Raw genomic sequence first — 13,568 nt, forward strand, 5'->3', positions numbered from 1 at the left:
GAGATTACTTTCCAGGTGGGAAACTACCCACACGTTCAGGCCGGATTAATGGTTTGGTCTCCTCATCCAACATTTCCCGCATGACATCCAAAAACCTTTCCACCGCGTTAAAACCAGCCGTCTTGTAGGCGCGGGTAAACCGCCTCTTCTGAACATCTGTAAGTTCCTTTTCCAGCTCATAACCTTTGTCTGTTAATGACAGCAGGCGCTGGCGTTTGTCGCTAACCCCCTGTTCCAGCATGACATACCCATCATCGACTAGGCGGTTGAGCACGCGGGCAAGCGATTGCTTGGTGATATTGAGAATCGACAAGAGCTCGCTGACCGTGATCTCGGGGCTGCGACCAACAAAATAGATCACCCGATGATGAGCTCGGCCGAGTCCTCGTTTTTCGAGGATAGCATCGGCTTCGGCGGTGAAATCACGATAGGCGAAAAACAAAAGCTCAATGCTGTAGCGCAATTCATCTTCGCGGAGGAAAAGAGGATTATGATGCGTTTTTATGTCAGTCATGTTGACTTATCTTCGCGCTTTATGTTCAATTTGACAAGAATATAACGCAAGGGATACCCGCATGGTGTTCCTGACTTCCGAAAGGCTGCAACCATGGCAATACTACCTTTTGATGACCGTGATGGCTTGATCTGGTTCAATGGCGAGATGGTCCAATGGCGTGATGCAAAAACGCATGCACTTAACCACGGGCTACATTATGCAAGCTCGGTATTTGAAGGGGAGCGTGCCTATAACGGAGCGATCTTCGAAAGTGAGTGGCATACTCGCCGGTTCAGGGAATCTGCACGCATTCTTGATTTTGCCATTCCATTTACCGATGAGGAAATCATTGTAGCTAAAAAGGCGGTGATGGAGGCGAACAATATCGTTGATGGATATATTCGTCCTGTTGCATGGCGAGGTAGCGAGATGATGGCGGTTTCCGCCCAGCAATCCAAAACACATGTGCTGATCGCAGCCTGGGAATGGCCCAGCTATTTTGATCCCGAAACCAAGATGAAAGGTATCACGCTAGGAATCGCTGACTGGAAACGCCCAAGCCCGGAAACGGCTCCGGTTCATGCCAAGGCAGCAGGCCTTTACATGATCTGTACTCTTTCCAAGCACGGAGCAGAAAAAAAGGGATTCCATGATGCGCTGATGCTGGACTATCGCGGATATGTGGCTGAGGCGACAGGCGCCAACGTCTTTTTCCTGATGGAGGATGGCAAGATACATACACCCGAAGCCGACTGTTTCCTCAATGGAATTACCCGCCAGACTGTCATCAAACTTGCTAAGAATATGGGGTATGATGTCATTGAACGTCATATAAAGCCAGAAGAGCTTAGTCAGGTAGCGGAATGTTTCCTTACCGGGACAGCAGCTGAAGTCACACCTGTTTCCCGTATTGGTGAATATAACTTCAACCCAGGTGCATTCAGCCGAAATATCATGGACGCGTATGCTGCGCTGGTTCGGGGGGAAAGTTGATTTCGGGGAAGGGTGTGAGGTCTTTCTAGCTTTTCCAGCGATCTCGTGCGGCTGTGTCGCTTTCTCTTGCATCCACCCAGGTGGTGCGACCATCACTCTCCTCCGCCTTCCAGAAGGGTGCATCCGTTTTCAGGAAATCCATCATGAAGCGGGCTGCCTCAAAGGCGGCATCCCGGTGTGGAGACGCGCAACCGACAAAGACGATTTGTTCACCTGCCAAGAGACGTCCAACCCGATGGATGATCACCGCACCGCTAAGTGGCCATCGTGATATGGCTTCATCATGGATGCGCGAAAGTTCACTTTCGGTCATGCCAGGATAATGTTCGAGAGTCATGGCAGTAATTTCTCTACCTTTTGCCATGTCTCGAACAAGGCCGGTGAAGGTAACTATGGCGCCGGGAAATCCACCCGGTCCATGTTGACCAAGAATGCGGGTTTCGACGGCGATGTCAAAATCTTCATGCTGGATACGCACCGGCATGTTTCTAGCCTCCAGTTACCGGGGGAAAGAAAGCAATTTCATCTCCGTCAGCAACAGCAGCATCAAGATCGCAATATTCCTGATTGATGGCAACGCGGACAACATCCATATTGCCAAGTGCTGCAGCATGACCCGGGCTCTGCTCACGCAGGTGAGCAATCAGCTCAGCTACGGTTTTGACCCGATCTGGCAGAGTGCGCTCCTCATGAGCGGTGCCTATGTGTTCACGCATCCACGCAAAATACATCAGTTTCATAACGCAGGTTCTCTCAGCGGAATAAAGGGCAGAGGATCTCCTTCCTTAACATCGCCAATATCGGCTGGAATTTCAACCAGGCCGTCAGCGCCGGTCAATGAGGAAAGCACGCCCGCACCGGCACGTCCATGAAGCGTAACAGCCAGAATTCCATCTTCTCGAGGTGCAAGCCGTGCGCGCAGGTATTCAGCGCGACCAGGTTTATGTTTATGTGAAAAGGCTGCTGGAACAGTGATTTTCATCACCGGTTTTATTGTCCCACCTTCAAGTCGTGTCAGCACCGGGGCAACAAGAAGCCTGTAACAAACGAAGGCGGCAACTGGATTGCCAGGCAAGCAGAATACCAGCTTGTTACCAATACGTCCGACTGCCATCGGCCGCCCTGGCTTCATAGCCAGGCGCCAGAAATCAATCAGTCCGCCATTATCTATAATCGCCTGTCTTGCATGATCTTCCTCACCTGCCGAACTGCCGCCTGAAGTGACGAGCACATCGGCATTGGCAAGGAGGTCAGCAAAGGCTCTGGTCAGAATTGTACGATCATCCGGAATAATCCCGCCATCAAGGACACTGAACTGATCTGTTGTCATCAGCGCTTTCAGCATTGGTCTGTTTGAATCGTGGATCATACCTTTCTCAAAACCTTGCTTGCTCCCTGTTTCCTGGACTTCATCTCCCATGGAAAGGACAGCAATCTTGAGTGGTGAAGATACCTCAAGCCGGTCTACACCGACCGCTGCGGCAAGCCCGATTTCTGAAGGTCCAAGTCGGCTTCCTGCCCTTAGTACGGTATCGCCAGCGCGCACATTCTCCCCCATTGGACGGAAATTTGCCCCTTTCCTGATCCCGTGAGGGAGGGTTATCCTCCCGTCTTCTTCGGTGGTGCAATATTCTTCCATTGCCACTGTATCCGGTCCGGCAGGCATAGGGGCGCCCGTGAAGATGCGGTACGCCGACCCTCGGTGAGCCGTGCCCTGATAGGGGTGGCCGGCTTTGATGGATCCGAGCACAGGCAAGGGAAGGTTTTTATCAGCAATGTCATCGGCATAAAAGGCATAGCCATCAACGGCAGCTGTATCTTGCTGCGGAACATTGATAGGTGCGATGACATCTTCTCTCAAAATACGGCCAAGGCATTTTTCAAGCGGACGGATTTCGGTTTCAGTTACTGTCTTAACCTGATCAAGAATGATGTCCAGGGCGTCGTTCAGCGGCTTGTCGTGGCGGCGGCTATCATCCATCAGTCAAAGCCTTTGATGAGTGTGTCGGCTATGGTGGCTGCGTCATTAAGATCGAGCACCGGAAGGGGACAGTCTGGAAGGGGTGTGTCGGCGGCGACGGCAAAAATACCCGGCCTTTCGGGGTAAAGAAAAGCATTGCCTGTCTCAGCCCGCCAGACTTCGATTTTAGGGAAATCGGTATCCTTGAAACCTTCAACAAGAACGATGTCGGTGGGCATAAGTTCACCCAGCAGGGTATTGAGGTCGGCTTCATCCCTGTCAGGTGTTTCGATGAAATGTACCCGGCGCAGGGAGGAGGAGATAAGCATCTGTGTTGCCCCAGCTTTGCGGTGACGCCAGCTGTCCTTGCCTGGTGTGTCGGGGTCGAAGGCATGATGCGCATGCTTGATACTTGCAACGCTATACCCACGCTGGGTCAGGATACGGATCAATTTTTCTGCAAGAGTTGTCTTTCCGGAGCCTGAAAATCCGGCAAGGCCGAACACCATGCTATGTCTGGACGCATTAGGCAGAGGCGTCATGGCTGATTGCCTTCCTGAAATAATCCCACCCCGTCATCATTGTCAGGATAGATGCAGTCCACATCAGTCCGACTGTAATATTGGCAATATACCATTCTGTGGGTGTCAGAGGTGAGCCGATGGCAAAACCTATTGCAATGAGCTGCAGGGTTGTTTTGATTTTTGCCAGGGGAGTGACGTGGATCACCACCTGTTTTCCGGCCATGAACTCCCGCAGGCCAGAGATGAAAACTTCACGAAAAAGTATCAACAACGCTGGCAGAAACATCAACCATCCCCAGTTGTCGCTCACCGCTAGAGCCAGGAGGCAACCGGCAACGAGTAGTTTATCGGCAATGGGATCAAGCATGCGACCAAGATTGGAGACCGCATCAAACTGTCTAGCCAGCATGCCATCAAGCCAGTCTGTTATTGCTGCAATGGTGAAAAGAACAAGGCCGAAAAATCGCAGATCTTCATCTCCGGCCGCAATGAGCAGTGGAATGCTTGCGCTGGAGGTGATCCGGAAGATGGTGATTGTGTTGGGCAGTTTCCTGATCATGTCCGTTTCCTAAAAATCTACGCACACTCTAGCGACTGGCGAGAGTTGTGACCAGTCTTATCAGGCATCAGGATGAATTGCTGTTGTCATGAAACCAGCCATAGATCGTCTCAGCCACATGCCGGCTGATGCCGTCTACCTGCATCAGGTCAGGTATGCCTGCCCGCGCTACGGACCGAGCAGAACCGAAATGAGACAAAAGAGCTTTTTTGCGTCTTGCGCCGATACCCGGTATTTGGTCAAGTGGGGAGCTTACGGCAGATTTCTGCCTTCTCGCCCGATGGGCACCAATCGCAAAGCGGTGCGCTTCATCTCTTAGCCGCTGGAGAAAATGCAGCACTGGCGTATTAAGAGGCAAGGAGAAACGATCTTTTCCTGGCTGGTGGAACTCCTCACGCCCGGCGTTGCGATCTGGTCCCTTGGAAATGGCGACAACGGGAACATCCGTAATGCCGAGATCATCCATCACCTCAAGTGCTGATGAAAGTTGCCCTTTACCACCATCCAGTAGAACCAGATCAGGCCAGATACCGGTCTTGCGATCAGGGTCTTCACGCATTGCACGGCGGAACCGGCGATGTAGCATTTGGCGCATCATGGCAAAGTCGTCGCCACCAAATGCGGGAGTGGTTTCATCTCGGACGATATTGAATTTGCGATAGCTGTTCTTCATGAAACCATCGGGTCCGGCTACAATCATCCCGCCTACAGCATTGCTACCCTGGATGTGGGAGTTGTCGTAAACTTCAATGCGTTCCGGCGTGTCTTCAAGATCAAAAAGGTCACGCACCTCTTCAAGCATGGCTCGCTGATTCTTGGACTGGGCCATCTCTCGCGTAAGGGCTTCGTGAGCGTTGCGTTCCGCCATCTGCATGAGATTGCGGCGATGCCCCCGTGCCGGTACGCTGATCTGTATCTTTCGATCTGCCCGGCTTGATAGTGCTTTGGCGATAAGAGGTGCTTGTTCCGGCAGAAGGTTGACCAGAATTTCTGGTGGTGCTGGCTTGTCATCATAGAACTGACCTAGAAAGGCAGCAAGGACGTGGGGGCTTCCATCTTCAGCCTCATGGCGGGGAAAATAGGATTTAGTGCCGTAGTTCGACCCATTGCGCATGAAGAAAACTTGAACGCAGGATCGTCCGCTTTCCTGATGGATGGCGATGATATCAGCGTTCAGCTCGCTGGGTAGATTTATATCTTGATGCGCTTGTATTGTAGTGAGGGCACGGATACGGTTCCGCCACAAGGCTGCTGTCTCAAATTCGAGCTCGGCTGAGGCGGCGTGCATTCGTTCGGCAAATTCCCGTTGCACTTCTCGGGACTCGCCACTCAGAAACCTGGCTGCCAGTTTTACTTGTTCGGCATAATCTTCCGGGCTGATGCGCCCAACACAAGGTGCTGTGCAGCGCTTGATCTGATATTGCAGGCAAGGTCGACTACGGGCAGAGAAAATTGAATCGGAACAGGTGCGGAGCATGAAAGCACGTGTAAGCTCGGTGATGGTTCGATTCACCGCACTAGCGGAAGCAAAAGGGCCAAACCATTCCGCCTTCCGTTTACGTGGCCCACGATGCTTGGCCAACTGGGGCCAGTCATGGTCTCCGGTGATCATGATATAGGGGAAACTTTTATCGTCCCGTAACAGAATGTTATATCGAGGTCTTAGTGTCTTGATCAGGTTGGATTCAAGAAGCAGAGCTTCAACCTCAGTTCGTGTGGTCACGATCTCCATCGATATCGTCTCCGCGACCATCCGGGTAAGCCGATTGCTGAGAGCATTGGTTCGGGTGTAACTCATCACCCGTTTGTCAAGAGCCTTTGCCTTGCCGACATAGAGGGCGTTGCCTTCGCCATCCAGCATGCGGTAGACACCAGGCTGACCTGACAGTTTGCGGGCCGTATCACGAATAATTTTCAACCCGCGCTGAAGATCTGTTGTTGGTGATGCGGTTATATTTTCGATTTTTTCTGCCATATCATTACTTTACCTCAACATCAGCGGTTTGCCAGCGAGAAGCTGTAATGAAGTGTGAGAATCGGGCGGCCAAGGTGCCGTTTGGTTAATCCACGAAGCCTGTGGAAAACCATGTGGAAAAGGGGAGTGAAGAGGGCAAGGAATCGCAGGAAACCGCCAAAAAGTCGTATTTGCTTAAAATTTAGGCAAATACAAAATATATCAATTAAAACAGTATGATAATTGATTGCAATAGGAAAAATAACAATTTTTATTCATGGTTTTATCGGCAAGGTTACGTAATTGTGGCAATCGTCTTTTTCTGTGCATAATTTCACCCCACTTACTTCAAGTTCTATTAATTAGCACTACCTAATTATACCTTAAGATAGGGGGCTGTATTCTAAGGAATAACCATCGTCTTAAGCAGGGCGCCGCTGTTGGCGGCGTTGTTTTTCCTGCCGCTTGAAGGCGATGGATGCGCTGCTTCCCATTTCCAGTTCGGATGCTTCCAGTCGGCGGATTTCATCTCGGATTCGGGCAGCTTCCTCAAATTCGAGGTTGGCGGCGGCATTATGCATGGCCTGCTCCAGATCAGCGATTGTCTGCCGAATATCTTTGCCGACCATATGGCTTCCCTTGCCATCAGCATCAACCTCAACCCGGTCGCCTCTCTCATAGACGCTGTCGAGAATATCAGCGATCTGCTTGCTGACGGTTTCCGGGGTGATACCGTGCTTGGCGTTATATTCCTTCTGCTTGGCGCGACGTCTGTTGGTTTCGCTGATCGCATAATCCAGGCTGTCGGTGATGGTGTCCGCATAAAGCAGAACTCTTCCGTTAACATTCCGGGCGGCACGGCCAATAGTCTGAACCAGTGAAGTTCGTGAGCGAAGATATCCTTCTTTATCCGCATCAAGTATGGCAACCAATGCACATTCCGGAATATCGAGTCCTTCGCGAAGAAGATTGATTCCGATCAGCACATCAAAGACCCCAAGCCGCAGATCCCGAATAATTTCAATTCGTTCAAGGGTTTCAATATCTGAATGAAGATACCGCACTCGCACCCCGGCCTCATGCATATACTCCGTCAGGTCTTCAGCCATTTTCTTTGTCAATGTCGTGATCAACACGCGTGATCCGGCTGCGGCGGCTTCAAGGCATTCGGCTATCACATCGTCAACCTGGTTTTCTGTTGGCCGGACAATGCATTCCGGGTCTATCAGACCTGTCGGACGCACCACCTGTTCGGCGAAAACTCCACCTGTACGTTCCAGTTCCCATGACCCCGGTGTTGCAGAAATGAAGATAGTTTGCGGCCGGAAGGCTTCCCATTCCTCAAATTTAAGCGGCCTGTTATCCATGCAGGATGGTAGCCGGAAACCATGTTCTGAAAGCGTGCTTTTCCGTGCTCTGTCGCCTTTGAACATAGCGCCGATTTGCGGCACGGTCACATGGCTTTCATCAACAAAAAGTAGCGCATCCTCTGGCAGGTATTCAAAGAGCGTCGGTGGTGGCTCCCCCGGCCCACGTCCGGAAAGATACCGAGAATAGTTTTCAATCCCATTGCAGACACCGGTGGCCTCAATCATCTCAAGATCGAATGTGGTGCGTTGCTCAAGTCGTTGGGCCTCGAGCAACCGGCCCGCGCCTTCAAGTTCAGTCAGGCGTTCTTTCAACTCTAGTCGGATAAGTTTACTGGCCTGCTGAAGCGTCGGTTTGGGTGTGACGTAATGCGAATTGGCAAAGATTCGCACGCTTTCGAGTTCACCTGTCCGATGACCTGTTAACGGGTCAAAGCCAGTGATGGTTTCAATTTCATCACCAAAAAGAGAAATGCGCCAGGCGCTATCTTCGAGGTGCGCTGGAAAAATTTCAACTACATCGCCACGTACACGGAAACATCCACGCTGAAATCCGGCATCATTGCGGGTGTATTGTAAGTCAGTAAGCTGCCTGAGAAGTGCCTGCCGTTCGATCGTCTCCCCTTTCTTTAGCCGAATCACCATGCTTGAATAGGTCTCAACCGAGCCGATGCCATAGATGCAGGATACCGAAGCAACAATGATCACATCCCGGCGTTCAAGCAGGGCCCGGGTTGCGCTGTGCCGCATCCGGTCAATCTGCTCATTGATGGTGGCTTCTTTTTCGATATAGGTATCAGACCTTGGTACATACGCTTCAGGCTGGTAGTAATCGTAGTAGGAGACGAAGTATTCCACGGCATTTTCAGGAAAAAGCGATCTCATCTCTCCATAAAGCTGGGCTGCCAGGGTTTTATTTGGCGCCAAGATGAGGGAGGGCCTGTTCATCGTGGCGATGACATGAGCCATGGTGAAGGTCTTGCCCGATCCCGTTACACCTAACAGGACCTGATCACGCTCCTGTTGCATGAGCCCTTCGGTAAGCTCCTTGATGGCGTTGGGTTGATCACCCGATGGGTGAAATTCGCTATGCAGCTTGAAGGGGATCACCTCTTCAGCGTCACTGGCGAAGAGCGGCTTCATCGGATCGGCAAGGGATGATGCGGTTTCCATGGTGTTAATATAAGCCCCGTGGTTTGATCACGGTAGAGGGCTGAGCTGGAATAATGCAATTTTTTCTTGCGTCCGTCCACCGCATGATCTTATGAAAGGTATAAATTTCGCCCAACCCTAAAGGAAAAAACCATGGCGCTGATTGCTGACCGCCTTTCTGTTATCAAGCCTTCTCCCACAATTGCTGTATCCACCAAGGCCGCAGAACTAAAGGCTGCCGGACGTGATGTTATTGGCCTTGGAGCAGGTGAGCCCGATTTCGATACCCCGGAGCATGTCAAGGAAGCTGCCCGAAAGGCGATTGCCGATGGCAAGACCAAATACACGGCTGTCGATGGTATCCCTGAACTGAAGGAAGCAATTGTTGCCAAGTTCAAGCGTGAAAACAATATCACCTGCACGGCGGCTGAGGTTTCCGTGGGCACAGGTGGAAAACAGGTGCTTTATAATGCCTTGATGGTGACGCTTAACCCTGAAGACGAAGTTATTATTCCGGCGCCGTATTGGGTTTCATATCCGGATATGGTTTTGCTTGCCGGTGGTTTGCCTGTGATGGTGGCCTGTCCGGCTTCTGCCAGTTTCAAGCTTACTCCAGATCAACTGGAAGCGGCAATTACCCCGAAAACGAAATGGGTTATCCTGAACAGCCCATCCAACCCATCCGGTGCAGGATATTCGGCAGAAGAATTGAAAGCGCTGGCTGATGTCTTGCGGCGCCATGAGCATGTGCATGTCCTGACGGATGATATGTATGAGCATCTCGTCTATAATGGGTTCGTATTCACAACAATGGCCGAAGTTGCACCAGACTTGCAGGACAGAACTCTTACGCTGAATGGAGTTTCCAAAGCTTACTGCATGACGGGATGGCGCATCGGATACGCGACAGGCCCACAGGCTCTCATCAAGGCCATGGCGAAATTACAGTCCCAGTCGACCTCAAGTCCGAATTCGATTGCCCAGTATGCCGCAGTGGCCGCGCTCAACGGACCTTTGGATTTCATGTCTGACAACCTCAAGGCTTTTGATAGCCGACGTCAACTGGTGGTGGACGCACTCAACAATATTGAGGGGATCTCCTGCCCTGACCCGGATGGTGCATTCTATGTCTTTCCGTCGATTGAAGGGCTGATCGGCCGCAAGCGCCCTGATGGTAATGCCATCACCAATGACAGCGATCTCGTCACCTGGCTTCTTGAGGACGGGGGCGTTGCTGCGGTGCAAGGTGTGGCTTTCGGACTTGAGCCGCATTTCCGCATTTCCTACGCTACCAGTACAGCGGCACTGGAAGATGCCTGCGGACGGATCAAAACATCGGTGGAGAAGCTGATCTGATCACGAAAATGTGATTAGAAGGGTTCTCATTTACCACATTCTGCCCATATTTAGGCATTACCCATCTCTGTACTAAAACAATTCCGGAGATAAGATGATGCTGATCAAGCCCTATCGACCCTGGTCGCTTAGCGAAAACGACATTACCCCGGAAGATTTCTATCTGAATCGGCGATCATTGCTGGCTGGTATGGGGTTGGGTGCTGGAGTTGTGTTGGGTGCTGGAGTCATACCCCAAACAGCCCTAGCTGCAATTTCCGGTTTTCCAGCATCACGCAATCCTGACTTCACCCTGGACCGACCATTAACGGATGAGGAAGAAGCCACGACCTATACGAATTTCTATGAATTCGGGTCATCAAAGAATATCTGGCGCAAAGCACAGAAACTTGAAACCGATCCTTGGGCAGTCACCATAGATGGGATGGTGGAAGAAACCATCACTATTGATGCTACTGATCTGGTGGAAAAGCTTGGTGGGCAGGAAGAGAGATTATACCGCCACCGCTGTGTTGAAGCATGGGCCATGGCCGTTCCATGGACAGGTATTCCACTTGAACGTCTGGTAAGATTTGCCCGGCCGGATGCAGGGGCAAAATACCTCCGATTTGAGACGTTCAAAGACACATCCATCGCACCTGGACAACGGCAAAGCTGGTATCCTTGGCCATATGTTGAGGGAATCACCTTGGCTGAGGCAACAAACCCTCTCACTTTTCTGGCAACAGGCCTCTATGGCAAGGCCATGCCAAAGCAGAACGGTGCGCCAATCCGTCTCGTACTGCCATGGAAATATGGGTTCAAGTCGATCAAGTCGATCCGCCGAATCACTTTCACGGATAAGCAACCGGTGAGTTTCTGGCAGGACCTTCAGGCTAGTGAATATGGTTTCTGGGCCAATGTTAATCCTGAATACAATCACCCGCGCTGGTCCCAGAAAACTGAACGCATGCTTGGGACAAACGAGCGACGTGATACCCTGAAATATAATGGCTATGGTGCATGGGTCGAATCCCTCTATGCGGCCATGCCTCAAGATCGGACATTATTCTTCTAGACTGGGGGAATTCTTTGTTCTGATTGCATTACCTGCCGCGCAGGAGTGCCGCAACCCTCGCGGTTTCGTCAAGAATTCGCCCGTTGTTTTCGGTGAATTCACCTTCAAGCAGTTGTTCTAGAGGGGACGTGTAGCCACTGGTCTGCATAATCTTGTGAAACTTGGAAATACGGCCAGTTTCCTCCCTGAAAGCATAGGTATAGACAGATTTTCCTGTAAGGCAGGCTTCAGAAGTCATGTTAACCGAATCACTGGTAACGATAACAGCATCAGCCAGATCAAGAATACCGGGATAGGGGTTGGGGTCTTCTCCATTCCATATATATATCGGGATATCTGCAGGTATACTGCCAGCCCCTTGCTTGATGGCATCTCCGGCATCATCCTGGCTACGTCGTGAAAGCACAAAGGCAAGGCTTCCCCCTCTTTTACACGCAACCAATGCCATGAATTTGCCCAGGTCATAGTAGTCCGGCCTTCTCACGCGATAGCGGTGGTTGCTACCTCCGGTCATGACAACAAAAATCGGCTTTGGCAGAGATGCGATATCTGAAGAAAGAGTTGTCCCGGCTTCCTTGATCACTTCTGGTGTCAGGGCATTAAGTGAACCGGTAGTGATGATAACATTTTTACTGCGGATACGATCATGCGAAGGAACAATCAGGTAATCGAACTTCGTGGCAGGCAAGCGGGGGTCCTGTATATGGATGGATTGCGTTCGTCCTTTTGCATTGCGACGTATCAGTATCGAAAGTCCTGCCATGCGATGGCCGGTTGTTATCACAAGATCAGGCCATCCATCTCGTGCTGCAAAAAGAAGATCATCAGGCATTGGCCAGCGCGGAAGAAGGGCAAGGCGTGGCAGTCGCCTGAGCAGCCAAGGGAGAGTTATTCGGATGTACTTCATTTCCAGCCCCATCGCTTTGGCGAGGCCAATAGACTGGACTTCCATCCCTTTTGTTCCGTCGCTGACTACCCAGCAGGTTCGGGCTTGTGCCAGGTTCCGGGTTGTGGATAAAGCGGGTGCCATGGAATAAAAATATATCCTGAATTGAAATATTGTAATAAACTTTCGTCTATATGATCATCTTATATATACCTATGTACCAAAATGCATGCCAGCGCATGATGGAAAGGATTTGACCTGAAGACCATGGCCACCCGTGTAAAGCTTGATGAAGTTGATCGTCGTATTCTTAAGGACCTTCAGGAAAACGGCCGAATGACCAATGTCGATCTGGCCAAACGGATCGGGATTTCGGCTCCACCATGCCTGCGGCGTGTTCGGGCGCTTGAAGATGCTGAAATCATCCGGGGATATCATGCTGATATTCAGCCAGAAGCACTTGGATATTCCGTTATTGTCTTTGCCTTTGTAGGACTTCTGTCTCAAGCGGAAACTGACCTGCAGGCTTTTGAGAAACTGGTGGCTGAATGGCCTGAGGTTCGGGAATGCCATATGCTTGTAGGGGAGACAGATTTTCTGCTTAAGATCGTTGCGCATGACTGGGATGACTTTCAGCGGTTTCTTACCAGTAAACTGACTCCAGCCAAGAATGTGAGTCATGTGAAAACAGCCCTGGCCATACGTTCAACCAAGGATGAACCTGGCGTTCCTATTTCTATAGGCAAGGAATAGTTCGCCAAGCCAGTTTTCCAGTGTCAGGACTTGAGAACAGAGATCTTTACCACTTCATAGGATTTGATGCCGCCGGGGGTGCGAACTTCAGCACTGTCCCCTATACGTTTGCCAATCAATCCTTTGGCAATGGGTGAAGAGGTCGAGATAAGCCCTTTGGACAAATCCGCTTCATAGGGACCAACAATGGAATAGGTGCTTTCCTGATCGGTTTCCTCATCAGCAACTACCACACGAGTGCCAAAAGTCACGGTCTCACCTGAGAGTTTGGAAGGATCAATCACTTCAGCCCGGCTGATCACGTCTTCAAGCTCGGCCACACGACCTTCTATGAAGGACTGGCGGTCTCGGGCGGCGTGATATTCAGCATTCTCGGAAAGATCACCATGTTCCCGAGCTTCGGCAATCGCCTTGATAACCTGAGGGCGATCTTCGCTTTTAAGTTTTGACAACTCAGCCTTGATAACTTCAAGGCCTGAATGCGTAAAGGGAATCTTTTCCATCGTTCTAA

The 13,568-nt window shown here is 51.0% G+C and carries 14 protein-coding genes; 4 read left to right on the forward strand and 10 right to left on the reverse strand.

What is annotated here, in order from left to right:
• Nucleotides 1-4: 4 nt before the first annotated feature.
• Nucleotides 5-514: a MarR family winged helix-turn-helix transcriptional regulator gene (locus AB8880_01900; protein XDZ66171.1), complete on the reverse strand. Its 510-nt coding sequence runs from the start codon at nucleotides 512-514 to the stop codon at nucleotides 5-7.
• A gap of 93 nt (nucleotides 515-607) precedes the next feature.
• Here AB8880_01900 and AB8880_01905 point away from each other — a divergent pair, with 93 nt between their 5' ends.
• Entirely contained in the window at nucleotides 608-1,489 is an 882-nt protein-coding gene (locus AB8880_01905; GenBank protein XDZ66172.1) for a branched-chain amino acid aminotransferase, read from the forward strand.
• Nucleotides 1,490-1,514: 25 nt separating this feature from the next.
• Here the strand turns inward: AB8880_01905 and AB8880_01910 are convergent, their stop codons facing one another.
• From AB8880_01910 to uvrB, 7 genes are all read right to left on the reverse strand, one after another.
• Nucleotides 1,515-1,973, reverse strand: a complete 459-nt coding sequence (locus AB8880_01910) for a molybdenum cofactor biosynthesis protein MoaE (protein ID XDZ66173.1) — start codon at nucleotides 1,971-1,973, stop codon at nucleotides 1,515-1,517.
• A 4-nt stretch (nucleotides 1,974-1,977) separates the two neighbouring features.
• A complete protein-coding gene (moaD, locus tag AB8880_01915) occupies nucleotides 1,978-2,229 on the reverse strand; it encodes a molybdopterin converting factor subunit 1 (GenBank protein ID XDZ66174.1) in 252 nt (83 codons plus the stop codon).
• Entirely contained in the window at nucleotides 2,226-3,470 is a 1,245-nt protein-coding gene (glp, locus tag AB8880_01920; protein XDZ66175.1) for a gephyrin-like molybdotransferase Glp, read from the reverse strand. Before glp ends, moaD begins: the two co-directional genes overlap by 4 nt.
• A complete protein-coding gene (gene mobB, locus AB8880_01925; protein XDZ66176.1) occupies nucleotides 3,470-3,991 on the reverse strand; it encodes a molybdopterin-guanine dinucleotide biosynthesis protein B in 522 nt (173 codons plus the stop codon). The genes glp and mobB overlap by 1 nt, the downstream gene beginning before the upstream one ends.
• The gene (pgsA, locus tag AB8880_01930) at nucleotides 3,975-4,532 is read right to left on the reverse strand and encodes a CDP-diacylglycerol--glycerol-3-phosphate 3-phosphatidyltransferase (GenBank protein ID XDZ66177.1); all 558 of its coding nucleotides are present in this window, start codon (nucleotides 4,530-4,532) and stop codon (nucleotides 3,975-3,977) included. The genes mobB and pgsA overlap by 17 nt, the downstream gene beginning before the upstream one ends.
• A gap of 67 nt (nucleotides 4,533-4,599) precedes the next feature.
• The gene (gene uvrC / locus AB8880_01935) at nucleotides 4,600-6,507 is read right to left on the reverse strand and encodes an excinuclease ABC subunit UvrC (protein XDZ66178.1); all 1,908 of its coding nucleotides are present in this window, start codon (nucleotides 6,505-6,507) and stop codon (nucleotides 4,600-4,602) included.
• Between the two features lie 401 nt (nucleotides 6,508-6,908).
• Nucleotides 6,909-8,996 carry an excinuclease ABC subunit UvrB gene (uvrB, locus tag AB8880_01940; protein XDZ67093.1) on the reverse strand — a complete coding sequence of 696 codons (2,088 nt, stop codon included), beginning with the start codon at nucleotides 8,994-8,996 and terminating at the stop codon, nucleotides 6,909-6,911.
• A gap of 162 nt (nucleotides 8,997-9,158) precedes the next feature.
• Between uvrB and AB8880_01945 the strand changes: the two genes are divergently transcribed.
• Both AB8880_01945 and msrP read left to right on the forward strand, forming a co-directional pair.
• Complete coding sequence (locus AB8880_01945; GenBank protein XDZ66179.1) at nucleotides 9,159-10,361, forward strand: pyridoxal phosphate-dependent aminotransferase; 1,203 nt, start codon at nucleotides 9,159-9,161, stop codon at nucleotides 10,359-10,361.
• A gap of 97 nt (nucleotides 10,362-10,458) precedes the next feature.
• On the forward strand, nucleotides 10,459-11,418 hold the full coding sequence (gene msrP / locus AB8880_01950; protein XDZ67094.1) for a protein-methionine-sulfoxide reductase catalytic subunit MsrP: 960 nt from the start codon (nucleotides 10,459-10,461) through the stop codon (nucleotides 11,416-11,418).
• A gap of 28 nt (nucleotides 11,419-11,446) precedes the next feature.
• Here the strand turns inward: msrP and AB8880_01955 are convergent, their stop codons facing one another.
• Nucleotides 11,447-12,448, reverse strand: coding sequence for a mitochondrial fission ELM1 family protein (locus AB8880_01955; protein ID XDZ66180.1), 1,002 nt, complete (start codon nucleotides 12,446-12,448; stop codon nucleotides 11,447-11,449).
• A gap of 123 nt (nucleotides 12,449-12,571) precedes the next feature.
• Between AB8880_01955 and AB8880_01960 the strand changes: the two genes are divergently transcribed.
• Nucleotides 12,572-13,057: an Lrp/AsnC family transcriptional regulator gene (locus AB8880_01960; protein ID XDZ66181.1), complete on the forward strand. Its 486-nt coding sequence runs from the start codon at nucleotides 12,572-12,574 to the stop codon at nucleotides 13,055-13,057.
• A 23-nt stretch (nucleotides 13,058-13,080) separates the two neighbouring features.
• Here AB8880_01960 and greA read toward each other — a convergent pair whose 3' ends face one another.
• Nucleotides 13,081-13,560: a transcription elongation factor GreA gene (gene greA, locus AB8880_01965; GenBank protein ID XDZ66182.1), complete on the reverse strand. Its 480-nt coding sequence runs from the start codon at nucleotides 13,558-13,560 to the stop codon at nucleotides 13,081-13,083.
• Nucleotides 13,561-13,568 lie beyond the last annotated feature (8 nt).

Source organism: Alphaproteobacteria bacterium LSUCC0684 (genome assembly GCA_041228335.1).
GTDB lineage: Bacteria > Pseudomonadota > Alphaproteobacteria > Puniceispirillales > UBA1172.

What these genes read in the sequence shown, in the direction of transcription:
- uvrB (XDZ67093.1), bottom strand. Translation starts at nt 8,996, where the DNA reads ATGAAGCCGCTCTTCGCCAGTGACGCTGAAGAGGTGATCCCCTTCAAG.
- AB8880_01955 (XDZ66180.1), bottom strand. Translation starts at nt 12,448, where the DNA reads ATGGCACCCGCTTTATCCACAACCCGGAACCTGGCACAAGCCCGAACC.
- AB8880_01910 (XDZ66173.1), bottom strand. Translation starts at nt 1,973, where the DNA reads ATGCCGGTGCGTATCCAGCATGAAGATTTTGACATCGCCGTCGAAACC.
- AB8880_01960 (XDZ66181.1), top strand. Translation starts at nt 12,572, where the DNA reads ATGGCCACCCGTGTAAAGCTTGATGAAGTTGATCGTCGTATTCTTAAG.
- greA (XDZ66182.1), bottom strand. Translation starts at nt 13,560, where the DNA reads ATGGAAAAGATTCCCTTTACGCATTCAGGCCTTGAAGTTATCAAGGCT.
- mobB (XDZ66176.1), bottom strand. Translation starts at nt 3,991, where the DNA reads ATGACGCCTCTGCCTAATGCGTCCAGACATAGCATGGTGTTCGGCCTT.
- moaD (XDZ66174.1), bottom strand. Translation starts at nt 2,229, where the DNA reads ATGAAACTGATGTATTTTGCGTGGATGCGTGAACACATAGGCACCGCT.
- msrP (XDZ67094.1), top strand. Translation starts at nt 10,459, where the DNA reads ATGCTGATCAAGCCCTATCGACCCTGGTCGCTTAGCGAAAACGACATT.
- uvrC (XDZ66178.1), bottom strand. Translation starts at nt 6,507, where the DNA reads ATGGCAGAAAAAATCGAAAATATAACCGCATCACCAACAACAGATCTT.
- AB8880_01900 (XDZ66171.1), bottom strand. Translation starts at nt 514, where the DNA reads ATGACTGACATAAAAACGCATCATAATCCTCTTTTCCTCCGCGAAGAT.
- AB8880_01905 (XDZ66172.1), top strand. Translation starts at nt 608, where the DNA reads ATGGCAATACTACCTTTTGATGACCGTGATGGCTTGATCTGGTTCAAT.
- AB8880_01945 (XDZ66179.1), top strand. Translation starts at nt 9,159, where the DNA reads ATGGCGCTGATTGCTGACCGCCTTTCTGTTATCAAGCCTTCTCCCACA.
- glp (XDZ66175.1), bottom strand. Translation starts at nt 3,470, where the DNA reads ATGGATGATAGCCGCCGCCACGACAAGCCGCTGAACGACGCCCTGGAC.
- pgsA (XDZ66177.1), bottom strand. Translation starts at nt 4,532, where the DNA reads ATGATCAGGAAACTGCCCAACACAATCACCATCTTCCGGATCACCTCC.